Origin of the sequence: Flavobacterium glaciei (assembly GCF_003350545.1) — a bacterium.
Taxonomy (GTDB): domain Bacteria; phylum Bacteroidota; class Bacteroidia; order Flavobacteriales; family Flavobacteriaceae; genus Flavobacterium; species Flavobacterium glaciei.
Genome location: NZ_QQBA01000010.1, coordinates 26109 through 50491 on the forward strand (window position 1 = coordinate 26109; position 24383 = coordinate 50491).

Below are 24383 nucleotides of genomic sequence, written 5' to 3' on the forward strand. Positions count from 1 at the left end.
TATGGTTAATATACAACTCCCTGATGCGTCATTAGTTAAGGAATATGTCGCAGGTAATGAGGATGCCTTAGCTAAATTAATAAAAAGGCACGAATCAAAAATTTATGGTTTTATTTATTCGAAAATTCCGGATAAAGACATTACTAACGATATTTTTCAAGATACTTTTATCAAAGTAATTAAAACTTTGAAATCGAATTCATACAACGAAGAGGGTAAATTCTTGCCATGGGTTATGCGTATATCTCATAATCTGGTTGTAGATCATTTTAGGAAAACAAAAAAAATGCCCATGTTTAGAGAAACCGAGGAATTCTCTATTTTTTCCATAATGTCAGATGATTGTCAGACGATTGAAAATAAAATAATTTCAGAACAAGTCCAAATGGATTTAAAAAAGCTAATTGAAGGACTTCCAGCGGATCAAAAAGAAGTTTTGATCATGAGAATGTATCAAGATATGAGTTTCAAGGAAATTTCAGAATCAACAGGAGTGAGTATCAATACTGCTTTAGGGAGAATGCGTTATGCTTTAATGAATTTGAGAAAAGTGATTGACAAACATCAAATTGTTTTGACTAACTAACAATATGTTTAAAAATGCTGCGTTGTTATATATAGAAAAATATATATCACTCTATGGCAAAAATTTACTCAAAAAAAACATCAGTTTCTAAAAATAGGAAACCAAGTAAAGAAACAATTTCTTTTTTATTAAGTTATTCCAAAGCGTTAAGCATAATAAAGATAGATAACAAAAGTTTCGAAATTATATCGAATTAGAATTCATGTAATTAACATTAGGATTAATTTTTTTATTTCAATTCGGTAATGACAAAAAAACCACTGATTCTAAATTGATTCAGTGGTTTTTTTGTCTCCTATTTATTTTTTTGATACGCATCGATCACAGTTTTTCTTCCTATCGTTTTAGTAATAATATCTTTTTCTAAATCCCATCCGCGAGCTGGAGAATATTCTCTTCCGTACCAAATTATCTGAAGATGCAAATCATTCCAGATTTCTTTCGGAAAAATACGTTTGGCATCCTTCTCTGTTTGTACGACATTTTTTCCATTAGTTAAATTCCAGCGGTACATCAAGCGGTGAATGTGTGTGTCAACAGGAAATGCTGGAACTCCAAAAGCCTGAGACATTACGACACTTGCGGTTTTATGACCTACAGCGGGTAATTCTTCCAAAAATTCAAAACTCTGCGGGACTTCCCCACCGTGTTTATCAATTAAAATATGAGATAAACCATGAATTCCTTTTGATTTCATTGGCGATAAGCCGCACGGACGAATTATTTCCTTAATTTCCTCCACAGACATTTTAATCATATCATAAGGATTGTCCGCTTTTGCAAAAAGTAAAGGTGTAATTTGATTTACTCGCACATCGGTGCATTGTGCAGAAAGTAAAACCGCAATCAATAAAGTATATGGATCTTTGTGGTCCAGTGGAATTGGAATTGTAGGATAAAGTTCTTTTAACGTATTTATAACAAAAGTTACACGTTCTTGTTTATTCATTATTCATTAAATTTGGATGTAAAGAAAAACAATTTCATTTGCAAAAGCAAAATTCAATTTCAATTCAAACAAAAAATATAACTAATGACAACATTAAAAAAAGGAGATAAAGCCCCTGAATTTTCTGGTCTTGACCAAGAGGGAAAATCACATCAATTATCTGATTATAAGGGTAAAAAACTAGTCGTTTTCTTTTATCCAAAAGCAAGTACGCCAGGATGCACTGCTGAAGCTTGTGATTTAAGAGATAATTTCGAACGATTTGAAGCTAATAATTATGCACTAATAGGCGTAAGTGCTGATTCAGCGAAGGCTCAAGCTAAATTTAAGGACAAGTATGAATTTCCTTTTCCATTACTTGCTGATGAAGATAAAACAGTAATTCAGGCTTTTGGTGTTTGGGGGCCTAAAAAATTCATGGGTAAAGAATATGACGGAATTCACAGAACTACATTTGTAATAGACGAAAACGGAATCATTGATGAGGTGATAGCTGATGTAAAAACTAAAGCTCATGCTGCTCAAATTCTAAAATAAATTTTAGGTTTTTGCACTTACAAATAATGATATTAAAGTGCAAAACAAATTATCTAAAATTAATAAAGTCCAGAGTTGAGGTTTAAAGTATCTCAAATCTGGACTTATTTTTTATAATTTTATCTTTTCTAGTTGCTTTCGTTCAAGACTTTATTTGGATCAAATCCAAAAAGTCTGTGTTCTTTGATGATTTCTGCAATACCGGAAGGAAGCATTTGTTCCCATCCTGGTTTTCCATGATTGATCATATTCAAGACTTCACGGGAGAAAACCTCTAAAATCGTAGGGTCATAATCATCAATATCAACTACTTTTCCGTTGAATTTAAAGAATTTATAAAGTTCTTTCATTCTTGGGTGTACTTTCAAATTTTCGGAAGTAATGATTTCACCATTTTCTCCAATCATTGGATAAAGGAATACTTTCATATCACGATAAAATAATTTTCCAAAAGCTTCTAGAATTCCACCGCTCAAATGACGGTAATATTTCTCATCAAAAATATCTACTAAATTATTTACACCCATGGCTAATCCCATTCTAGCTTTAGTATAATTTGCAAAATACTCTACTACTTTATAATATTCTTGAAAGTTTGAAATCATTACTGTCTGTCCTAGTGAACACAGTAATTCAGCGCGATCCATGAAATCTCTTTCGTCAATCTCACCATCGGAGCGTAAATTTGAGAGTGTAATTTCAAAAACTACCAGTGTATTTTGGGCATTAACTTTATTCTCATTCAAGAACATTTTCAATGACTTCTCATACATGTCCATGTTTACTTTTGTAACGGGACGAAAACTTCCTCTAAAAGCAAGGATGTTTTTCTTGTATAATATGGCTGCAGGAAGTATGTTTTTTCCATCAGGATTAAACATTACTGCATCAGTCATTCCGTTTTTGACTAATTGTAAACTCATCAAACGATTGTCTACATCAGCAAAACGTGGTCCTGAGAAATTTATAGTATCTATTTCTAATTGATCTTTATCTAAATGGTCGTATAAATAGCGCAATAATCGTTTAGGATCATTGTATTTGTAGTAAGCACCGTAAATTAAATTTACACCAAGGATTCCTAAAGTTTCTTGTTGCAAACGAACATCAGTTTCCTTAAAACGAATGTGAAGAATGATTTCGTTATAATCCTCGTCTGGTTCAATTTGATAACTAATTCCAACCCATCCGTGCCCTTTGAATTGTTTTGCAAAATCAATAGTTGCTACGGTGTTGGCATAACTAAAAAACATTTTGTTAGGATGTTTTTCTCTGCTTAGTCTTTTTTCTATTAGGTTTACTTCGTGAGAAAGCATTTTTTTAAGTCGGCTTTCAGTAACATAACGGCCATCTTCTTCAACACCATAAACGGCATCACTAAAGTCTTTATCATAAGCAGACATTGCTTTTGCGATTGTTCCAGAAGAACCACCTGATCTAAAAAAATGTCTTACAGTTTCCTGTCCAGCTCCAATTTCTGCAAAAGTTCCATAAATATTTTCGTTCAAATTGATACGGAGCGCTTTATCTTTAATAGAAGGGATTTGTTCGATGATTTTATCACCTTTTAATTTTATTTCAGTATCCATTTTCTTTTAATATGGCTAATATGTTGCAAAGTTAATGAAATAGGTTTCTAATGAAAGATAATTAACCCTATTTTTGTAAATAAAAATTATAAAATTGAAGGTATATTTTTTAGGAACTGGTACATCTCAGGGAATTCCTGTTATTGGAAGTAATCATCCAGTATGTAAAAGCACTGATTTTAAAGATAAAAGGTTAAGAGTTTCCGTTTGGATTTCTTGGGAAAATCATTCTTTCGTTATAGACTGCGGACCTGATTTTAGGCAACAAATGCTTTCTTCAAACTGTCAAAAAGTAGATGGAATCCTGTTTACCCACGAACATGCTGACCACACATCTGGAATTGACGATATTCGACCATTTAATTTTAGACAAGGAGAAATTCCAATTTATGCACATCAAAGGGTTATTGATAATTTGAAAAGACGTTTTGAATACGTTTTTGAAACAGTAAATAAATATCCTGGTGCACCTTCTGTAGCAACTATAGAAGTTGTCAATAATAAGCCATTTTACCTTGGGAATAAATCGGTAATTCCTATTAATGTGATGCACGGAAATCTTCAGGTTTTTGGGTACCGAATAGATGATTTCGCTTATTTGACAGATGTGAAAACTATTGATAAATGCGAAATCGAAAAATTAAAAAACTTAAAAGTATTAGTTATAAATGCATTACGAGAAGAGCCTCATAATACGCATTTTAATTTGAAAGAAGCGTTAGATTTTATAACTTTGGTGCAACCAAAAACTACTTATTTGACACATATTAGTCATATTATGGGATTTCATGAAGAGGTACAAAAAAAACTTCCTCCTAATGTTTTCTTAGCCTACGACAATTTAGAAATTACATTATAATTTAATTCAAAATGAAACAATCATTTCTTCTTTATCTTACTATTTTAGCGGTTCTTTCTTCAATTTTTACTTATATGTTTTTGAGTAAACAGGTAGCCTTTGAACAAAACAGGTACGAGAAAACCACCAAAAAGTTAAGAGATAGTCTTCTTTTAGTATCAAATCAGTTAGCGGATGCCAACTATTTTTCTTTGGAAAAAAATGAAAATGCGCAAAATTATTTTGATTCAGCAAGTTCTCAAAAAACAATTCAATTCGAGAAATTAATTCCTTTTGTTACTGAAAAATTATTAGATTTTAATTCCAATCCCAAGGGGAATCCTTACACTGGTCAAGACCAAATATGGGCTAATAAATTTATAATTAATAAAGTAAAAATTCTAAACCACAGATGGATTATCGCAGATTATAGTGATGGGGAAATTTGGGGTGAAGTATTGTTGAAATACTTTGTTAATCCTGATGAAAGTATTTCTTTTGAAGTAAATCAATCCTTATTGCATCAGAAATAAATGATAAGTCGCAGTATTTAGAAATTAAGCTCTAATACTGCGACTCTTTATTTAAAACTATTTTTCCTGAAGCCAATTTTTAAAATCATAAAAGTTCTGTGGAGCAACTCCATGACCAATTGGATATTCTTTATAGGTTAAATTTATTCCTAAATTTTCTACTATTGCAGGCGTTTTTCTTGCCCATTCTACTGGAATTACCTGATCTACCGTTCCGTGTGAAGCAAATATTTTCAGATTATTAAAGTTGTTTTTGAGGTAATCCTCAGCTACAATTTCTAAATTTAAATACCCGCTCATAGCTACTACTTTCTGAACTTTTTCAGGATAAGAAAGTGCAACTGCGTAACTCAAAATAGCGCCTTGGCTGAAGCCAACTAAAGCAGTTTGTTTCTCATCAATTGGATAATTGGCAATTAACTCATCAATAAATCCAGCTATTAAATCCCTAGAAACTTTAGCTTGTTCGTGGTCAGAAAATTTGTTTTCGTCCGCATCAAAGTTAATGGCGTACCAAGCAAAAGCACCGTATTGCATATCATAAGGAGCACGCGCTGAAATAATATAATATTCATCAGGAAGTTCAGTGGCAAATGAAAATAAGTCTTCTTCATTGCTGCCGTATCCGTGCAATAAAAGGATAAGTGGATTTTTGTCTAATTTTATTTTAGGCTCTCGTATTTTATATTCTAAAGATAAATTCATTGTAATTAAGATATGTTTGAAAGCCATTTTTGATAATAAGTTCCCAATAAAGGAACCGGTTTTGTTTCGCCTTTTATAGCGCTGGTAATGCCATACGACCATAAAACAAATACGAAAATCCACATAGGTGCAGATATCATTAAGCTGTCAAAATTGCTGATGATTAGTCCTAGCGATACAAAAGTTAATGTGAGTCCCAATCCTTGTCTGATGTGAAAGGAAGCAAACGCATTTTTATCTTCTGAGTTTATTGACATTGCTATAAAAACGCCAACTCCTAAGATATAACTGGTAATCGCGGCAGTTTTTCCGGATTCTGAATTATTATTGTTATTATTCATTTTCTATGCTAAAATTAATTTTCCTTGATTTACAATTCCGTACACTTTTCCTTTTATTTCAGCACCTAGAAAAGCAGAATTTTTTGATTTTGATACAATGGATGATTTTGTGAAAATGCTTTTTGGTTCTGGATTAAATAAGGTAATATTTGCTTTTGAACCTTCATTAATCGTTTCTGTTTCGATTCCAAAAGTTGTTTTTCCGGATGTCAATTTATCTATTACAGTTTCTAATGGCAATACAGTCATCAAAGCTCCAAAAGCACTTTCCATTCCAATTGTTCCATTTTTGGCACCGTCAAATTCCATTTTTTTGTGCTCAATGTCTATAGGATTATGGTCGGATGTAATCATATCGATTGTTCCGTCTTTAATTCCCTTCAACAATGCTTTTCTGTCGGTTTCCGTTCTTAGTGGTGGTGTAACTTTATAGCGGGTGTCAAAACCTTCCAGTTTTTCATCGGATAAAACCAAATGATGCACTGCCGCACTACAGGTCACATTAAGTCCATTGGCTTTAGCTTCTTTGATTAATTGAACTGATTTTTTAGTAGAAATTGTCGGAATGTGAAGTTTTCCGCCAGTATATTCTAACAAAAATAAATTTCTAGCAATTTGTAATTCTTCAGCTAGATTTGGAATTCCTTTCAGGCCTAATCGGGTAGAAACAATACCTTCATTCGCTACACCGTTTCCTTTTATATTCTCGTCTTGGGAAAAAGCTAGAATTAATCCATCAAAATCCTGAACGTATTGTAAAGCGATTTTTAGCAAATTAGCATTATCCAAACTTTTAGTATAATCGCCAAAAGCAACTGCTCCGGCTTTTTGCATATCATACAATTCAGCCATGTCTTTTCCTGCGCTTTCTTTACTCAATGCTCCAATAGGATACAATTGAGTTGCAAATCCTTGTGCTTTGTTCAGAACAAAATTCACTTGAGATTGATTGTCAATAATAGGGAAGGAGTTGGGCTGTAAAGCGATTGCAGTAAAACCACTTTTGGCAGCAACAGTAAGCCCGTTTGAAATGGTTTCTCGGTCTTCATAGCCAGGTTCTCCAAGAGATACACTGCTGTCAAACCAGCCTTGGGAAACATGTAAATTATCAAGTTGTATTTCGTCTGCCTGATCTGGATTGGGAAGTGATGTTCCAATTTTTTTTATAAAACCATCAACAATTAAAATATCTGCAGTCGTATTATGAAAGGGACTTTTCGAATCGATAATTTTGGCGTTTCTGATGATTAATTTCATAGGTAGATAATATTTGTTTTTTGATGGAATATGGGATTAATATTGCTGTATTAACTTTTGTAACCAGTTTAATTTGGTATTGATTTTTCAAGTATATAATCTTCGTTATTTACTTTACGAATCGAATAATTGCCATTTCGCTAATCAGAAATATCAGTGCAAAGATAACAAACCATTTCCAAATTTGATTGTCAGTTCTATCAGTTTGTAAAGTGTCAAATAGCGATGGGATTGATTTGATTGTTTTATAGTCAGAAAGAATGTTTTCATTGATTGATGCCAAATCACTTTCGGTTCTGTTGTAATTGAAACTAATTTTTTCTACCCATTCTTTTTTATTGTAAATACTAAAATTCCCCGCTTGTTCCGGATTATCATTGAAAGTCAATTTGACTTTATTATTTAGAATTTGTTGGATAGGAATGAATTGTTCTTCTAAGCCTTTTATTGTTAAAATAGCGTCTTTATTTAACGATACTTCTGTAAAATGAGGGTTGTTATTTCCAATAGTCAAAGCATTTACACCGTTGTTTTGGTTGTTTATAGCCATTTTGTAAAATGTAGGCACAATTAATGGAGATTGCTGAAAATTTGAATTTTCGATGTTAATAGGAGCTGCAAAAACTGAAACTGCTGCAACTGAATTTGCTATTGATGTCAAGAAAATACTTTGATCTTCATAAGACAAAACAGCTGGACTGGAGCTGGAAATAGCAAAAGAACTTTTTGTTTTTGGATACTGAAAATTAGTTACTTTATTTTCAAAAACTCCGTTAAATAGTGGGTGGTTAAAGTTGATTTTAGTAATCTGTTTCTCTCTGATTTCAAAAGAATTGAATGTAAGTTTTCCAAAATTTGATATAAAGGAATTTATATTTGAAATTGAACTTTTAGCGGAAGGAATCACAATTAAATTGCCTCCTTTGTCAATAAATGATTTTAAGGTGGTAGCTAAAGCTTGCGGAATTTCATCCAATTCATTGAGAACAATTGCATCTTGTTCCTCCAGTTTATTATAGTCTAATGTGCTTAAAGTATAATTGTTAAAATTGAATTCTTCACTGGTGTAAATTCGGGAAAGGAAGTTACTTTTTGCTGGTTCGCCAATACTGATAACATTAGTTTTCTTCGTTTTAGCAATACTAAAATAGAACATGTTATCATAAGATAATCCATTATCAACTATGGAAAAATAACCATGAAAAGCTTGTTTAGGAATCGTAAAATTAAGATTTTTTTTCTTTGTGTCTAAAGTTACTATCGTTTTAGCAATAAGCTTATTTTCGTTGTATAAAGAAATTGGAATCGGGTTGAAGTCTTCTCCATATCCAGAAATTTTTACACTGATTTCATAAAAATTATCCAATGTTTTATTGATGAAAACGCTGTCAATAGAAACATTATTTTTTTGTTCTGCTTTTGGGATTATAAACAATGGCAAATTAGTTGCATCACTATTTTTTAGTTGTTTTTCATCAAGACCTACGGCATCTGTAATGACAATGATGTCCTTTTTAAAAGCTGATTTATGTGCTCTTATTTTAGCTAATATATTGTCTAATTGAAAGGGAGTAGCGCTGTATTTTAGATTTTGCAAAGCACTACGAATTGACTTTATATCGGTGTTCCAATAATTTTCGGTATTAGTAAGCAAAGAAAAATTGATGTTTTCTGGAGTTTTTTCTAGTAAATCCTGAACCGCTCGTTTCAGCAATTCTCCTTTTTTGCCTTTGGCTTGCATACTAAAAGAATTGTCTAAAATGATATACAATTCATTGCTCGCATTTTTACTGTCTTTCGACTCAAAAAAAGGCTGAGCAAATGCTATAATAATACAAGTTAGTAGTAGTAAACGACAGGCGAGAAGCAACCATTTCTTTATTTTAGAGCTTTTTCGGGTTTGAATCGAAAGTGCTTTTAAGAAACGAACATTAGTAAAATATTCCTTTTTAAAACGGCGTAATTGAAATAAATGAACCAAAATAGGAACAATCAACAAGAACAGAAAGTATAAAATTTCGGGATGTTTAAAATGCATTCTGAGGTTGAGTTTACTTCATTGGATTTTATTTTCAACGGTGTTCATTGAATTCTATGAGTCAAAAATACAAATTTGTTGACAGTTTTAAATGAAGTTGTTATAATTTTTCAAAGGAATAAACAATTGACATTCATTATGAATATATTATGTATTTTAGCTTTCTAAAAAATTTTAAAAACATGAAAAACCCGTTTGCTGTAGTTTTATTAGTTTTCATTTTTACAAGTGTTCAAGCACAAAAAAACAAATTTAATTTACTGATTGGAACCTATACTCAAAGTTGTGACAGTAAAGGAATTTACGTTTATGAATTTGATTCCAAAACTGGTGATTTTAGTTTTAAAAATGCTACTGAAAAGGTTATTAATCCCAGTTATTTGACGGTTTCTAAGGATAATAATTTTGTTTATTCTGTAAATGAATTTGGTGCTGAAAGCTCAGTAAGTTCTTTTAGTTATAATCCAGTTAGCGGAAAATTAGACTTAATCAACAAGCAAAACTCTAAGGGTGCCGATCCTTGTTACATTATAAATGATGATAAAAATGTAATTGTTGCCAATTATTCTGGTGGAAATATTTCTGTTTTTGGTAAAAATGATGATGGAAGTCTTGCTGAAGCCAAGCAAGTAATACAGCATTATGGTAAAGGAATTAACGCACAAAGACAAGAAGCGCCGCACGTACACATGGTTCATTTTTCTCCAGATAAGAAGTTTGTTTTGTCTAACGATTTAGGGAATGACAAAGTGTATTCTTATTCCTATAATCCTAATGTTTACAGTGCTGTTTTAGAATTGAAAGATAGTATTTCTGTAAAATCAGGAAGTGGACCAAGGCATTTAACCTTTAGTAAAAATGGTAAGTTTGTCTATTTACTACAAGAATTAGACGGTGCGTTAACGGTGTTTAGTTACTCAAACGGAACCTTAACAAAGATTGATGAAACAACTATTTTAGCTAAAGATTTCAAAGGAACGTTCAGTTCTGCAGACATTCATATTTCGCCTGACGGGAAATTTTTATATGCTTCTAATCGGGGTGAAGCCAATAACATTACAATTTTTAAAATTCTAAATAACGGAAAATTAGTATTGAAAGGACAAACCAGTACTTTGGGTAAAGGTCCTAGGAATTTTGCGATTGACCCTACTGGGAATTTTCTTTTGATAGCACATCAATATACTAATGATGTAGTAATTTTTAAAAGAAGTAAAAAGACTGGATTACTTACTGATACTGGTAAAAAAATACCATTATGCTCTCCCGTTTGTTTAGTTTTTACTAATAATTAAACTTGAGAATTAATATAATTCACAAAAAAAACGGGTTGAAAATGTTTCCATTTTTAACCCGTTTTTATATTTTATCTTGTGTTCTAGATGATTTAAAAGTATCAGGAGTTAGAAACTGAGATCTATTTGTTCTTATCTTTTCTCTTTTTATCTCGGGTTTTCAGCATGTTTCTATTGACAGAACCATGTGTTTTTTTCTTAGTTACCCCAGGACCACCTAAATTGACTTTCTTGTTCTTTTTACTTTTTTCTTGAAAAGCGCCATCTCCTGCCAGTTTTTGTTTTTTCATCAAAAACTTAATTGGTTGTCTGTCTTTTTCAGGTTCGATTAATTTTGCTGAAACTTCAACGGTTTCCGGGAAAGGCTCGATTGCTAATTCCATATTCATTAGCACTTCGACCTCTATTTTGAATTCTTCTTCACGAGGAGCTATAAGGCTTATAGCAGTTCCTGTAGCATCCGCACGACCGGTTCTACCAATTCTGTGCATGTACAATTCCGGCATTTCTGGCATCTCGAAATTGACAACGTGGGTAATATTTGAAATATCCAATCCTCTTGCCATAATATCAGTAGTAATCAAACCACGAAGATTGCCTTCTTGAAAGGAAGCCATCGTACTCAAACGATAATTTTGTGATTTATTGGAGTGAATTACTCCAAACTGACCATCAAAATCTTCTTCGATTCTTTCATGTAACATATCCGAAATCTTCTTATTATTGACAAATACCAGAACACGACTCATGTCTTGGTTAGTTTCTAATAAGTGTTTTAATAGATTTACTTTGGTATTGAAATTGGGAACATTATAAGTAATTTGTTTAATGTTTTCTAATGGAGTTCCTGATGCTGAAAGCGTAACTTCTTCTGGATAATCAAAATAATCATTCAAAATTGCATCTACTTCATCAGTCATCGTTGCAGAAAAAAGTATATTTTGACGTTTTTTAGGCATCATGGCTAAAATAGCGGTTAATTGAGTGCGGAAACCTAAATTTAGCATTTCATCAAACTCATCGATTACCAATTTTTGCATTTCTTCAAAACGAATCACATTGTCCAGTGTTAAATCCATGATTCTTCCCGGAGTTCCTACTAAGATGTCGCAACCTTGATAAACGGTTGTTTTTTGAGTATTGATGTTGACACCCCCAAAAATACCAACAGTACGAACCGACATGTATTTTGTCAATTTTTCTACTTCTTCCACCACTTGAACCACAAGTTCACGGGTAGGAACCAGAATTACTATTTTAGGAGTATGTCCAGGAGTAAATTTATATAATTTTAATAATGGCAATAAATAGGCAAATGTTTTACCAGTACCAGTTTGTGCAATTCCCATCATATCTCTTCCAGACATAATCACAGAAAAAGTTTTTTCTTGGATGGGAGTTGGAGAAGTAAATCCTAAATCATCAATTGCTTTTTGTACAGATTTAGGGAGATTGAATTGTTCGAAAGTACTCATTTGCTTAAATTTTGTGCAAAGATACGTTTTTTATGAGGATACTAACATTAGGCAATCGCATTGTTATTTTTAGCTAAGAGTAAAAGGAACTTTTTTTAAACAAAACGCTTAACTCTTAAAACTAATTCGATAGGATTAAACGGTTTTGGTATGCTACCTTAGCTATTACAAGAAGTTAAAAAATATTCTTAATTTTAGCCTATGAAACAAGTCCTAAAAATTTATGACAAAGGTTTAAATAAAACTTTCAATTAAGTTATGAAAGAACAAATGTATTCGAACTTCCTAAAGAGTTATTAGTCACAACAATATAGCTTTTAAAAATACGTATATAATTGAGCATTATTATGTTAGGATTCAAATAAAACTATTTGAACAAGGTGTGTTAATATTAAACTCTATATAAATGGTATCTATTTTATAGGCAAGCAAATGTATATAAAATGACACTACCTAACTGTTAAATTTAAAACTTTTCGAAAACACCTAATCCAAATAACGCAAAGTCATATTTTACGGGATCATTCGCATCGAATTCGCGAAGTTTCATATCTAATTCTGCTAAAGCTTTTCCATCATTTTGTTTTCTTGTCAGCAATCCTAATTTTCGAGCTACATTACCGGAATGTACATCTAAAGGGCAGGATAAAGAAGCCGGAGAAATACTTTTCCAAATTCCTAAATCGACCCCTTTATTGTCTTGGCGCACCATCCATCGTAAATACATGTTGATTCGCTTGGCTGCAGAATTGTTCTGAGGGTCTGAAATGTGTTTTTGTGTTCTAATTTGATGGGGAATTTCGAAGAATGTCTTTTTGAATTCCGAGATGCTGTTTTGCATGGTTTTTAACTCTTGGTTTTTAGCAAATACGAATTCTAATCCATTATGGTTTACATAAATGTTTTTTAGGCTTCTAATAAAACTTGCAAAATCCTGTCCGTTAAACGTTCGATGAACAAAAGTCTCCATTCGTTCCAAATCATTTTCGGAATGTGACATCACAAAGTCATAAGGTGCGTTTCCCATTAAATCCATCATTTTATGGGAATTTTTAATAATCATTTTGCGATTCCCCCAAGCAATAGTTGCACTGAGAAAACCGGCAATTTCAATATCTTCCTTTTGCGAAAACAAATGCGGAATTTGTACAGGATCACTATCGATGAAGTCGAGAGTGTTATATTGCACCACTTTTTCGTCAAGGAAAGATTTAAGTTCTGAAGAATTCATTTTTTTAAAGTTTAATGTTTAATGTGGTCCGTCGTTTCAAATGAACTTTAAACCTGAAACTTTAAACTTTTTTAGTTGCTAATCAAACCGTCAACCATAATTAGTTTTCTATCGGCCATATTAGCTAAATCTTCATTATGGGTTACAATAACGAAAGTTTGCCCTAACTCATCACGCAATTTAAAAAATAATTGGTGTAGGTTTTCAGCTGAAGCAGTATCTAGATTTCCTGATGGCTCATCTGCAAAAATAATTGCTGGTTTGTTGATTAAAGCTCTGGCTACTGCCACACGTTGTTGTTCTCCACCAGAAAGTTCATTGGGTTTATGATTCATTCTATGGGAAAGACCAAGATATGTAAGCAATTTTTTTGCTTCAATTTCTGTTTCCAATTTTGATTTATTAGCTATAAAAGCAGGAATACACACATTCTCTAGTGCAGTAAATTCAGGTAACAATTGATGAAATTGAAAAATAAAACCTAAGTTTAAATTTCGGAATTTTGATAAGGTTTTGTCATTCATGGTCAGAATGTCTTCATTGTTGATGCGCAACTCGATTCCATTTTCAACTGTCGGCTTGTCTAAAGTACCTAGAATTTGTAAAAGTGTCGTTTTTCCGGCTCCCGAAGCACCAACGATAGAGACAATTTCTCCTTTTTGAATATGTAAATCGACTCCTTTCAACACATGCAGTTGCTCGTAATATTTATGTAGATTTTTGGCCTGTATCATTTCAAACTGTTTTGACAAAGAAACAAAGATTTTAATGATTATTAAAAGCTTAGCAATTTATTTTACTTTGACAAAGTATAAACTTTAGTTAATAGGGAATACGCACTCCGATTTAATGAATAAATTTGGCTTTAAATCATAGATTATGAAAAAAATAATTGGAGTTTTTTTGGCACTATTGCCTTTTTCATTTTGTGCAAAAGAAAAAAATAGCATTGTCCCAAAAAGTATAGAAACAAAAAATATGGAAATAGAAAAAGGAATGGAAGTAGCAACCTTTGCGGGAGGCTGTTTTTGGTGTACTGAAGCAGTTTTTTTAGAACTGGATGGTGTCAGTAAAGTGGTGTCAGGATATATAGGAGGAAAAACCGTAAACCCTACCTATCAGGAAATCAGTACCGGTGAAACTGGACATGCTGAAGCAATTGAGATTACATTTGATCCCAACAAAATTAGTTTTGGCGAACTTTTGGAAATATTCTTTGCCACACATGACCCAACAACATTAAACCGTCAAGGAAATGATATTGGTACACAATACCGAAGCGAAATTTTTTATCACAGCCCTTTTCAGAAACAATTATCTGAGGATTATATCTCTTTAATGACAACAGAGAATACTTTTGGAAAGCCAATTGTAACTAAACTTTCATCAGCGACTAAGTTTTATGTAGCAGAAGACTACCATCAAAACTATTACAATCAGAACAAAACGCAGGGATATTGCAGCTATGTGATTACGCCCAAAATTGATAAACTAAAAAAATTATATAAGGATAAGCTCAAAAAATAATTGGCATTAGATTTGTACGTATTATAGAAAGTAATAATCTAAATACTATGACAGAACAAGTGTCCGTTAATGCAGTAAATAACAAAACCAGAAATCTGGTATTAGGAATACTGTTTGATGCCATTGGAATGCTTTCCTTTACAGTTCCTTTTATTGGTGAATTTTCAGATGTGATTTGGGCACCGCTTGCGGGTTATTTAATGACCTGGATGTATAAAGGAACAATAGGGCGAGTAGCAGGTGTACTAAGCTTTGTGGAGGAAATTTTACCGTTTTCGGATTTTATACCCACTTTTACATTAACCTGGATTTATAATTATGTAATTAAAAACAAAAATGCCTCGTAATCCGAGGCATTTTTCGTTAGTCGTTAAACAGAAATCCTAATCCCAAGCGTTTCAACATTTTTTTTTCGAAAGCCCAAAAGAATTTAAATTGTCCAAACAAAAATCCTATCAAGACTAATAAGACTTGGTATATTGGAAAAATTAGAATTAATCGAACTGGAGTAAACCAATAGCCTAAATCTTCTTTTGTAATTCCTAACCAAAAACAAAACGGTTTTGAGAGCCACGCCGATGCAGATCCAGTTATTGCAAAAACAATAAATATGATGGTAAGTTGAAAATTGCTGTCAATTCCCCAACGCTGTTTCAGTTTGTTCATTTTTATTTATAATGAATACAAATATAGTAACATTATCTGATGGGTACAAAACCAAAAAGTTTTTGTTTATATGTGTTTTGAAAATAAATCATATAATTGTATATCAAATAATTTACCTCGTATCCATAATTAATATTTGGTTCATAATTGATAGACATTTCATATAAATTAGGATCGTACCGTTGCGGTTGTAGCACTCTACTGTTCCACTCCATCACATAAACTTGGTTTTTCATTTCCAAAAAAGATTGTGAATGATAGTTTCTTGGGAAAGCTCTAGAATTTAACCATAAACTAAAACCTGGGTCAATAATTATTACCTCATATTCCAGTTCATCATTGGCTATTCGGATTGTATCACCTTGATTTACAATGGATTTTTCAATACTTGTAAAATTAGACTTTGAAGTGTTGCAACTAAAAATAAAAACTAAAATAATTACAATGATATAAACACTATTTTTCATAATCAGAAAATTGAATATTAAATTTACAACATTAAATGATTTGTCAGTAGCGTTTTAACATAAAAAAAAATCACCTACATTAAGTAGATGATTTTATAGATATTTAATTTTTATTATTTCCCAAAGAGTTTACCGAGCATACCTCCTAGACCACCACCGTTTTTTGTTATGGCTGACATCGCATCACTGATATCTACTTTACCATCTGCATTTTGGTCTAAACCAAATTGGCCTCCATATTTAGATATAGCCTCCATTATGCTGGAATTCTGGCCACTATTTCCAGAAATTGCCGCAATAACATCTGAAATTTGAAAGCTACTATCATTTGGATCTTTCGCTTTATTGACTAAGGATCCTAATATTTGAGGAATTAAACTTCCTGCAACACTAGAAGCAGTTTCATTACTTATACCAAATTTTTCACCTAGGTTCCCAGTAAGTTGTTCCGTGAGTTGTTGTACTACAGGATTTGAATTGTTTTGTGCATTATTTCCTAGAAACAAACCCGCAAGTTGATCTGCTCCTCCTTCTGCAACTATTTTTTGTAATCCTGAGAAAATAGAATTACTGGCCTCGGACATAACGGCTTCATTTTGTTCGTTAGGAACGGCTTGGTTCTTAACAACAGACTCGACTCCAAACTGTTGTGCTAATTGTGTTAATTGTTCAAACATGGAAAGTATTTTTAGATTAGAAATCAAATTTAATAAAAAAAGGGATTTATTAAACAAAAGTTAATAAATCCCTTCAAATATATTTAGTCTAATATACTAGCCTAAAATGCTAATAATTTGTGAGGCTAATTCAGTACCTATTCTGTCTTGTGCTTCTCCAGTTGCTGCTCCAATATGTGGAGTCAACGATATTTTATGATTCATTAAAATAGTCATTTCAGGAGTTGGTTCGTTTTCAAAAACGTCTAATCCAGCAAATAATACTTTTCCGCTGTCTAATGCTTTTACTAATGCAACTTCGTCAATAACTCCACCGCGAGCACAGTTTACAATACCTACGCCATCTTTCATGATTGCTAATTCTTTTTCGCCAATGATGTAACCATCTTGAGCAGGAACGTGTAATGTAATGAAATCTGCTTCTTTGAATAAAGACTCTAAAGATTGAGAAACGATAGTTGTTGTGATAGATTGTCCGTCAAAAAACGCTACTTTAATATCCACTTGCGGGATAAAACTATCTGCAGCAATAACTTTCATTCCTAATCCTAACGCCATTTTAGCTGTAGCCTGACCAATACGACCTATTCCTACAACTCCAAGCGTTTTTCCTCTTAATTCAATTCCATTTGCATAGGCTTTTTTCAAACCTTCAAAGTTGGTATCTCCTTCAAGAGGCATATTTCTGTTCGAATCGTGCAAGAAACGAACACCTGAAAATAAGTGTGCAAAAACTAATTCTGCAACTGATTCTGATGATGAAGCTGGAGTGTTTATTACGTGAATCCCTTTGCTTTTAGCATAATCCACATCAATATTATCCATTCCTACACCACCACGACCTATAATTTTTAATCCTGGGCAAGCGTCAATGATATCTTTACGAACTTTAGTTGCACTGCGAACCAAAACTACACTTATGTTATTTTCATTAACAAAGTTAGCTACTTGTTCTTGTGCTACTTTTGTTGTTATCACTTCAAATCCACCTTTTTCTAAAGCTAGAATTCCACTTTTAGAAATTCCGTCATTGGCTAATACTTTCATTTGTGTTTTATATTTAAAGATTGAAAAATGTAAAGATTCAATCTGTGTTTTTTAATGGGGTGATTGATTAAAAATTAAATCTTTAAATCAGTCAATAATCTAATTTTTAAATTGCTTTTTCCAAAGCCTGCATTACATCTACTAGTACTTGAACACTTTCTAAAGGTAGCGCGTTGTACATAGAAGCTCTGTATCCACCTACCGAACGATGTCCAGGTAATCCAGAAATTCCTGCAGCTTTCCACATTGTATCAAATGTTGCAGCATGTGCTTCATCATTTAATAAGAAAGTAGCATTCATATTAGAACGGTCTTCAACAGCAGCAGCTCCTTTGAATAATGGGTTTCTGTCTATTTCTGCATAAAGTAATGCCGCTTTAGCATTGTTTATTTTTTCAATAGCAGCAATTCCTCCAAGGTTTTTCAACCACTGTAAAGTCAATAAAGAGGCGTAAACAGGGAAAACAGGTGGCGTATTGTACATGCTTTCTGCTTTGATATGTTTAGCGTAATCTAACATGCTTGGGATTATTCTGCCATTCTTGCCTAAAATTTCTTCTTTTACAACAATTAGTGTAGTTCCAGCGGGACCCATATTTTTTTGTGCTCCTGCATAAATCAAATCAAATTTAGAAAAGTCTAATTCTCTTGAAAAAATATCAGAACTCATATCACATACAATTGGCATGTCAACTGAGGGGAATTCCTTCATTTGTGTACCAAAAATGGTGTTGTTACTTGTGCAATGGAAATAATCAGCATCGGAAGGAACGGTATAACCTTTTGGGATATAATTGTAGTTTTCTTCTTTTGACGAAGCAACAACGACAGTCTCACCAAAAAGTTTGGCTTCTTTAATAGCTGCTGCTGCCCAAGTTCCTGTATCAAGATAAGCCGCTTTTCCGCCTTCTTTCATCAAGTTGTAGGGAGCCATAATAAATTCTAAACTCGCTCCGCCGGCAAGAAATAGGGCCTGATATCCTTTGCCTTCAAGGCCTAAAAGTTCCAGAACTATGGCTCTTGCTTCATCCATAACGGCAACAAAATCTTTACTTCTGTGCGAAATTTCTAAAAGCGATAACCCGGAATCATTAAAATTTAAAATTGCTTGTGCTGATTTTTCAAAAACTTCTTGCGGTAAAATACAAGGTCCTGCGCTGTAGTTGTGTTTTTTCATGGTGTAGTTTATGTCCAAAAAATTAAAGTGCAAATTTCGACAATAGGAGTTTAAAAAGCGTTAATTAATTCGGAATAATTGAACTTTTTTCCACTATATTGTTAACAAAAACGAAATAGTATCGGTGTTATCTGCGTAATTCCACAATTTAGGTTTTTGTGTTTGACCAAAACTAATGCTGTTCTCTATAAGATTGTCACTTACAATGCATTGAATTTGCTCGTTTTCTGATTGTAATCTTGATTTCAAATCAATTATATCATCATAAAATTCATAAAACACACTAGTAATAGGGGAGGCATGGCTTTGATCTTCTTTTATTGTTAAAAAACCGTTATCCAATAATTTGAAATTACTCATCAGGAAAACAGCTTTATTATAATCATAATTGTTAGCGTATTTTTCGTAATGAATAACGTCTTGGTATTCAAATATTGCCTCAAAAAAGGTATCAAATACGTATCCTTTTGGTACAAAAAGTTTAGAAACATTGCGGCAGCCCAAACCAAAATAGCGAAAAATATCTTCTCCTAAAGCGGTAAGTTGTTCTTTGGTTTCGTTTCCATTCAAAACAGCAATTGAATTTCTGCTTTTTCTAATAATTGATGGTTTGTCTTTAAAATAATATTCGAAATAACGTGCGGTATTATTACTTCCTGTTGCTATTACAGCATCAAAATTTTCTAATTTCCCTTCAATAAAAGTGATGTTCTTTGCAAGTTCAGAATCAATTGCAATGATGTATTTCGCTAAAAAGGGTAACAAATGCTGGTCATTTGATGAAGTTTTTACCAATACGTTATTTCCAGAAATTAATACGGAAAGAAAATCATGAAAACCCACCAAAGGAATATTTCCTGCAAGGATTAAGGCAATGTTTTTTGGTTCTTTTTTTTGAAAATCATAAGCCGAAAGCCATTGATTTAAGTTTTCTGAAGTTAATGCTTCTGCCCATGATTGTATGGAGAAATAGACGTTTTCAGGAGTGTACCATCCATTATGAGATTGAGATAATTTTATTAATGCTATAAAATCTTCAAAAAACACATTGTTGTGCAAAACACTTGGATTTCTAGAAGTATTATCTTCAGAAAATTGACTTAAGAATTTTCCTAATTCAACAAAAACACTTTTTTTTGTTTCTAATGTCATAATGTTTGCTTATGAATAGTTTTGATTGTAATTTTGCACAAAAATAAGCATAAATATGTCGAAAGTCAAAAGTCCTTATGTCAAAAGAATTTTGACGTTTAACATTAGACATTAAGACTTTAAAACTATAAAAAAATGGCAATTATTATAACAGACGAATGTATCAACTGTGGTGCTTGTGAACCAGAGTGTCCAAATACAGCAATATACGAAGGAGCAGATGATTGGAGATATAAAGATGGAACAAAACTTAAAGGTAAAGTAATTTTGCCGGATGGTACCGAAATTGATTCTGATGAAGCTCAAACTCCTATTTCTGACGAAGTGTACTACATTGTACCAGGAAAATGTACTGAATGTAAAGGTTTTCACGATGAGCCACAATGTGCTGCGGTTTGTCCTGTAGACTGTTGTATTCCAGATGATAATCATGTGGAAAGTGAAGAAACATTACTAAACAGACAAGCCTTTTTGCACAAAGAATAATAAAAATAAAAAGCATAAAAAAACCTGAGAATTCTCAGGTTTTTTTATGCTTTTTATTTTTATTATTCTTTGATAATTTCAAAAATCTCAGTTGTAATTTTATCATTTACTGGATCATATGATTCTAAGACTAAGTTTCCATCTGCATTAAAATAACCAAAAGAGGTTTTGTTTTTAGTACTGTATATATAGTTGTTATTTGATGTCTTTCTTAATACAGCTGTCTTTTCTTTATTAGGCAAGTACATGTTATAACCAGTTTCGGCAAGAGCCACTTGAAATTTTTGTCCGTTATAATTATAATAAGCAGATCTGTCAACATCTAGAATTTTTGTTACTCCATTTGAGGTTACAGCTGTAATGGCAGTAACTTGAACAGGAGTTTGTTTTATTTCTTTATTCAATTCATCAGATTCGGCATTTTTCAACTCAATATTTTGAGTTTCTTTTATTTCTTGAGTTTTTACAAGTTGTTTTTCGCCTTTGGAGTCTTTTATGGTAGTAACCGTTGTTTTTATTTCCGATTTTACATTTTTGTTTTGACCCTGACTCTGTAGGGAAAATAATAGTGCTATAGCTACAACTAATGTCGTTTTCATAATAATTTATTTATAAGATTAATATGAAGTAAATATACATTATAATCGCTAATAAGTTGTTACGGAATTTTCAGTATAAATTGTATAATTTACACTAAGCACCATTTCATTTGTAATAATAACCTTTTACACGATATGTAATCATGCTTCTGTATAAAATTGAAAATGATAGTTTGTACTACTGTTGTTTTTGATAAAACAATAGCGTAAAAAAGGGCTATCTTTCGACAGCCCTTTTTGAGTTATTCAATAAATGAATTAGAATTTATAGTTTAAAGATAAATTAAACATAGTTCCTAATTGGCTAAAGTGATATCCATCATACGTCATTTGAGAATAACGTTGGTTGAAAGTTATCAAGTTAGATTGATTTTTTACTTGAGCAGGGTCATTTAAAAGCGCTGTCCCAGCTGCATTTTCTGCTTTGAAATTCCATTCAGGAAGTACATTCAATAAGTTGTTCACATTTAATGACAGTGTTAATTTTTCTGTAGCAGAGAATGTAACACCTAAGTCAGTAACAATTTTTGGAGTAAACTCAGTTCTTAAATTGTTATCTAAACCTGCTTGTTTAAATGTAGATTTTCCAAAATATGTATTGTTAAGCGAGAATCCTAATTTTCCTATTTCATAATTACCACCTAAAATCCATTTAGTTACTGGTCTTGATGTAAACATTAATGCTTCAAGAGTTTGGCTAAAGTTATTCTTTTTAACTGGTGATATTCTTTCGTTTTGTATAGTATAATTTCCAGATAAGTTAACGCCTAATTTACCAGCTCCTAACATAATGTTGCTGAAGTTAGCTACCACGTCTAAACCAGAAGTTCTAGTATCAAATGAATTTTCAAACCAAGCAACATCTCCAAAACGAGTTGAAGTAATATCACCAAGTACGATTCTGTCTTCAACTTTAATGTTATAGTAATCAACAGTGAAATTGAAGTTTTTAGATGGTTTTGCACCTATACCAATAGTGATGTTTGTCGATTTCTCAGCATCTAGTGGATCAATATCAAGTTGTCTTGCCTGTGGAGAAACGTTATTGATAATTCCACTCACTTGAATTCCTTGTCCAGGTACAAATGAGTACTGAGATTTTTGAGTATAAATTTGGTGTAAAGTAGGCGCTCTAAATCCTGTAGACACAGAACCTCTTAAAGTAACCTTATCGTCTAAGAATTTATATCTTGAACTAATTTTCCATACAGTAGCTCCGCCAAAATCGCTATAATCTTCATATCTCAAAGTTCCGTTGATTAAAAAGTCTTCTGTAATGTCATACGCTAAATCAAAGTAAGCACCTAAATTATATCGGTTCCATTTTCCTGAATTCTCAGGTCTGTTACCCGCGAATGAGTCAGCTCCAATTCCGTCCCAAGAAGCTTTATCTCCTTCAGTAACTTCAAAAGTTTCTGTTCTAATTTCAGTACCAAAACCAATACTTACTTTATCAGAAAGGTTTTTAGAGATATCAATATTTCCTACTACGTGATTGAAAGAAGTTCCTCCTGGTTTAAATGAGATTGGACTGTTCTCTAGATATACATTATTTCCAGCATCATCTTGAATGTTCGAACGGTTAAATGAATTTTCAACACTATAAGTTTGAGAGTTACCACCTACAGTAATACTTGCGTCAGTATTCCAACCGTTTTTAACTGCTTTGTATCCTAAAGTAGCATTGTAATCGTTAAGATCTCCTGTAAATGTAGGCACATAGCCCTGGTATGATGCAGGAGTTCCATTCCCAAAGAAATCAGCTAAGAAAGGAAAGTCAGATAATGTTCTCCAATATGGAGTTCTATAATTAGCAAACGAATTTACTTTTTTGTAAACATAAGCAGCATTATAGTAAAGTGAAGTGTCATCAGATAATCCAAATCCACCATTAACTAAAAATTTAGCGGCAGCAGTTTCTGGAGATCCATTGATATTTCCAGCATCTGGTTGTAATGCTAAGAATGATTGTACACTTGCTAGTGAAGCTCCAAAATCAGCTGCTTCTCCAGCAGCGTCCACTGTTCCAGGTCTATTGGCTAAATTAACTTTAGAAAAATCTACTGTATAATTTATATATCCTTTTTCTCCAACTTCTGATCCGTTATTTAAGCTTACACCAATCATTTCTCCATCTCCTTGAGATGTCATTCCGCTTCTCATTGTAACAGAGGCACCATTTGTATTTTTTTTCAAGATAATGTTCATTACACCCGCAATTGCATCAGATCCGTATTGTGCTGATGCACCATCACGAAGTATTTCAACTCTTTCGATAGCATCTGTAGGTATTGCAGAGATATCAGAACCTGTTTCTCCACGTCCTGGAGATGTTTGTACATATAACAATGAACTCAAGTTTTTACGTTTTCCATTGATAAGAATTAATGTTCTACTTGGTCCCATATTTCTTATTTCATATGGATCTAGCAATGAAGTAGCATCATTTACAGGAGTTTGTACCGTGTTAAAAGACGGTATTTTGTACTGTAACGCCTTGTCAAAGGTAGCTTGACCAGTTGAAGTCAAGTCTTTTGAAGACAATACATCTATTGGCAATGCTGATGTTGTATTACTCCTGGGTGCGGTTCTTGTACCAGTTACAACAACCTCATTTAAATTTTGTCCACCTTCTTCGGATAAAACAACATTAATAACAGTCTCGTTAGCGGCTCTCTCCACTTTGTTAAAGCCCACATAGCTAAAAACTAATGTAGCTCCTTCTTTGACTTTAATTTTGTATGAACCATCTGCGTCAGTGGATACTCCATTTTTTGTCCCTTTTTCAACAATGTTAACTCCTGGTAGAGAATTACCGGAATTATCTTTTACAACACCCGTGACTTCTTTTTGTGCAAAAAGAAACGAGACGTTTAATAGAAATAATAATAATGCAAATTTTTTCATAATTAAATTGTGTTTGGTTTTTGTTTGGTTTAAAATCAGGTGCAATATAATTTTTTTTTAACAAAATTTTAAAGGATAATCTGTTTTTTTTATAAAAAATTTGTAAACGTGTTTAAACTGCAATTTTTACTTACTTAAACATTTATAAAATCTTATATTTGCAAACTTTTAAAGTAAATGCTGAACTTTTAACAGGCAACCGTTATTTGTAAAGTAAATAATTATAAAATCGCAAACAGAATGTTTTGGTAAACAAATTACTGAATTGCGATACTAAATTCAATTAAAATAAATATTATCAACA

The 24383-nt window shown here is 32.4% G+C and carries 25 protein-coding genes; 8 read left to right on the plus strand and 17 right to left on the minus strand.

The features are described from left to right. The first annotated feature begins 1 nt into the window (after position 1). Positions 2-586 carry an RNA polymerase sigma factor gene (locus DFR66_RS09690; protein WP_114754646.1) on the plus strand — a complete coding sequence of 195 codons (585 nt, stop codon included), beginning with the start codon at positions 2-4 and terminating at the stop codon, positions 584-586. Between the two features lie 295 nt (positions 587-881). Here DFR66_RS09690 and DFR66_RS09695 read toward each other — a convergent pair whose 3' ends face one another. Next, positions 882-1535 (minus strand): endonuclease III domain-containing protein, encoded by a 654-nt coding sequence (locus DFR66_RS09695; RefSeq protein ID WP_114754647.1) that lies wholly within the window; start codon positions 1533-1535, stop codon positions 882-884. A gap of 84 nt (positions 1536-1619) precedes the next feature. Between DFR66_RS09695 and bcp the strand changes: the two genes are divergently transcribed. Continuing rightward, positions 1620-2072: a thioredoxin-dependent thiol peroxidase gene (gene bcp / locus DFR66_RS09700; protein WP_114754648.1), complete on the plus strand. Its 453-nt coding sequence runs from the start codon at positions 1620-1622 to the stop codon at positions 2070-2072. A 128-nt stretch (positions 2073-2200) separates the two neighbouring features. Here the strand turns inward: bcp and DFR66_RS09705 are convergent, their stop codons facing one another. Then, positions 2201-3661 carry a TonB-dependent receptor gene (locus tag DFR66_RS09705; RefSeq protein ID WP_114754649.1) on the minus strand — a complete coding sequence of 487 codons (1461 nt, stop codon included), beginning with the start codon at positions 3659-3661 and terminating at the stop codon, positions 2201-2203. A gap of 94 nt (positions 3662-3755) precedes the next feature. Between DFR66_RS09705 and DFR66_RS09710 the strand changes: the two genes are divergently transcribed. Beyond that, on the plus strand, positions 3756-4520 hold the full coding sequence (locus DFR66_RS09710) for an MBL fold metallo-hydrolase (RefSeq protein WP_114754650.1): 765 nt from the start codon (positions 3756-3758) through the stop codon (positions 4518-4520). A gap of 11 nt (positions 4521-4531) precedes the next feature. Next, positions 4532-5032 (plus strand): hypothetical protein, encoded by a 501-nt coding sequence (locus DFR66_RS09715; RefSeq protein WP_114754651.1) that lies wholly within the window; start codon positions 4532-4534, stop codon positions 5030-5032. A 57-nt stretch (positions 5033-5089) separates the two neighbouring features. On the opposite strand, the gene DFR66_RS09720 is transcribed toward DFR66_RS09715, so the two are convergent. From DFR66_RS09720 to DFR66_RS09735, 4 genes are all read right to left on the minus strand, one after another. Next, entirely contained in the window at positions 5090-5737 is a 648-nt protein-coding gene (locus DFR66_RS09720; RefSeq protein WP_114754742.1) for an alpha/beta hydrolase, read from the minus strand. A gap of 5 nt (positions 5738-5742) precedes the next feature. Next, the gene (locus DFR66_RS09725; protein ID WP_114754652.1) at positions 5743-6078 is read right to left on the minus strand and encodes a hypothetical protein; all 336 of its coding nucleotides are present in this window, start codon (positions 6076-6078) and stop codon (positions 5743-5745) included. Positions 6079-6081: 3 nt separating this feature from the next. Next, a complete protein-coding gene (locus DFR66_RS09730; RefSeq protein ID WP_114754653.1) occupies positions 6082-7335 on the minus strand; it encodes a dihydroorotase in 1254 nt (417 codons plus the stop codon). Between the two features lie 109 nt (positions 7336-7444). Then, complete coding sequence (locus DFR66_RS09735) at positions 7445-9373, minus strand: BatA domain-containing protein (RefSeq protein ID WP_114754654.1); 1929 nt, start codon at positions 9371-9373, stop codon at positions 7445-7447. Positions 9374-9555: 182 nt separating this feature from the next. On the opposite strand from DFR66_RS09735, the gene DFR66_RS09740 reads away from it, so the two are divergent. Continuing rightward, on the plus strand, positions 9556-10668 hold the full coding sequence (locus DFR66_RS09740; RefSeq protein ID WP_114754655.1) for a lactonase family protein: 1113 nt from the start codon (positions 9556-9558) through the stop codon (positions 10666-10668). A gap of 122 nt (positions 10669-10790) precedes the next feature. Here the strand turns inward: DFR66_RS09740 and DFR66_RS09745 are convergent, their stop codons facing one another. The 3 genes from DFR66_RS09745 to DFR66_RS09755 all read right to left on the minus strand — a co-directional run bounded on the left by DFR66_RS09745 (position 10791) and on the right by DFR66_RS09755 (position 14108). Further along, on the minus strand, positions 10791-12143 hold the full coding sequence (locus DFR66_RS09745; protein WP_114754656.1) for a DEAD/DEAH box helicase: 1353 nt from the start codon (positions 12141-12143) through the stop codon (positions 10791-10793). Between the two features lie 466 nt (positions 12144-12609). Then, entirely contained in the window at positions 12610-13374 is a 765-nt protein-coding gene (locus DFR66_RS09750) for a TIGR02757 family protein (RefSeq protein ID WP_114754657.1), read from the minus strand. A gap of 71 nt (positions 13375-13445) precedes the next feature. Next, positions 13446-14108, minus strand: a complete 663-nt coding sequence (locus DFR66_RS09755; RefSeq protein ID WP_114754658.1) for an ABC transporter ATP-binding protein — start codon at positions 14106-14108, stop codon at positions 13446-13448. A 145-nt stretch (positions 14109-14253) separates the two neighbouring features. Between DFR66_RS09755 and msrA the strand changes: the two genes are divergently transcribed. Continuing rightward, a complete protein-coding gene (msrA, locus tag DFR66_RS09760; RefSeq protein WP_114754659.1) occupies positions 14254-14901 on the plus strand; it encodes a peptide-methionine (S)-S-oxide reductase MsrA in 648 nt (215 codons plus the stop codon). A gap of 47 nt (positions 14902-14948) precedes the next feature. Then, complete coding sequence (locus DFR66_RS09765; RefSeq protein ID WP_114754660.1) at positions 14949-15248, plus strand: hypothetical protein; 300 nt, start codon at positions 14949-14951, stop codon at positions 15246-15248. Between the two features lie 16 nt (positions 15249-15264). On the opposite strand, the gene DFR66_RS09770 is transcribed toward DFR66_RS09765, so the two are convergent. The 6 genes from DFR66_RS09770 to DFR66_RS09795 form a co-directional block, all read right to left on the minus strand. After that, positions 15265-15567, minus strand: coding sequence for a DUF6787 family protein (locus DFR66_RS09770; protein ID WP_114754661.1), 303 nt, complete (start codon positions 15565-15567; stop codon positions 15265-15267). 32 nt (positions 15568-15599) lie between these two features. Continuing rightward, positions 15600-16034, minus strand: coding sequence for a DUF6146 family protein (locus DFR66_RS09775; RefSeq protein WP_114754662.1), 435 nt, complete (start codon positions 16032-16034; stop codon positions 15600-15602). 113 nt (positions 16035-16147) lie between these two features. After that, a complete protein-coding gene (locus DFR66_RS09780) occupies positions 16148-16711 on the minus strand; it encodes a DUF937 domain-containing protein (protein ID WP_114754663.1) in 564 nt (187 codons plus the stop codon). Between the two features lie 96 nt (positions 16712-16807). Beyond that, entirely contained in the window at positions 16808-17758 is a 951-nt protein-coding gene (locus tag DFR66_RS09785) for a D-2-hydroxyacid dehydrogenase (RefSeq protein WP_114754664.1), read from the minus strand. Positions 17759-17864: 106 nt separating this feature from the next. Next, a complete protein-coding gene (serC, locus tag DFR66_RS09790; protein ID WP_114754665.1) occupies positions 17865-18935 on the minus strand; it encodes a 3-phosphoserine/phosphohydroxythreonine transaminase in 1071 nt (356 codons plus the stop codon). A gap of 93 nt (positions 18936-19028) precedes the next feature. Next, positions 19029-20087, minus strand: coding sequence for an acyl-CoA reductase (locus tag DFR66_RS09795; protein ID WP_114754666.1), 1059 nt, complete (start codon positions 20085-20087; stop codon positions 19029-19031). 135 nt (positions 20088-20222) lie between these two features. Here DFR66_RS09795 and DFR66_RS09800 point away from each other — a divergent pair, with 135 nt between their 5' ends. Then, entirely contained in the window at positions 20223-20573 is a 351-nt protein-coding gene (locus tag DFR66_RS09800; protein WP_114754667.1) for a 4Fe-4S dicluster domain-containing protein, read from the plus strand. Between the two features lie 62 nt (positions 20574-20635). Here the strand turns inward: DFR66_RS09800 and DFR66_RS09805 are convergent, their stop codons facing one another. Together DFR66_RS09805 and DFR66_RS09810 are read right to left on the minus strand one after the other, a co-directional pair. Further along, positions 20636-21172, minus strand: a complete 537-nt coding sequence (locus tag DFR66_RS09805; protein WP_114754668.1) for a hypothetical protein — start codon at positions 21170-21172, stop codon at positions 20636-20638. A 258-nt stretch (positions 21173-21430) separates the two neighbouring features. Continuing rightward, the gene (locus DFR66_RS09810; RefSeq protein WP_114754743.1) at positions 21431-24079 is read right to left on the minus strand and encodes a TonB-dependent receptor; all 2649 of its coding nucleotides are present in this window, start codon (positions 24077-24079) and stop codon (positions 21431-21433) included. Positions 24080-24383 lie beyond the last annotated feature (304 nt).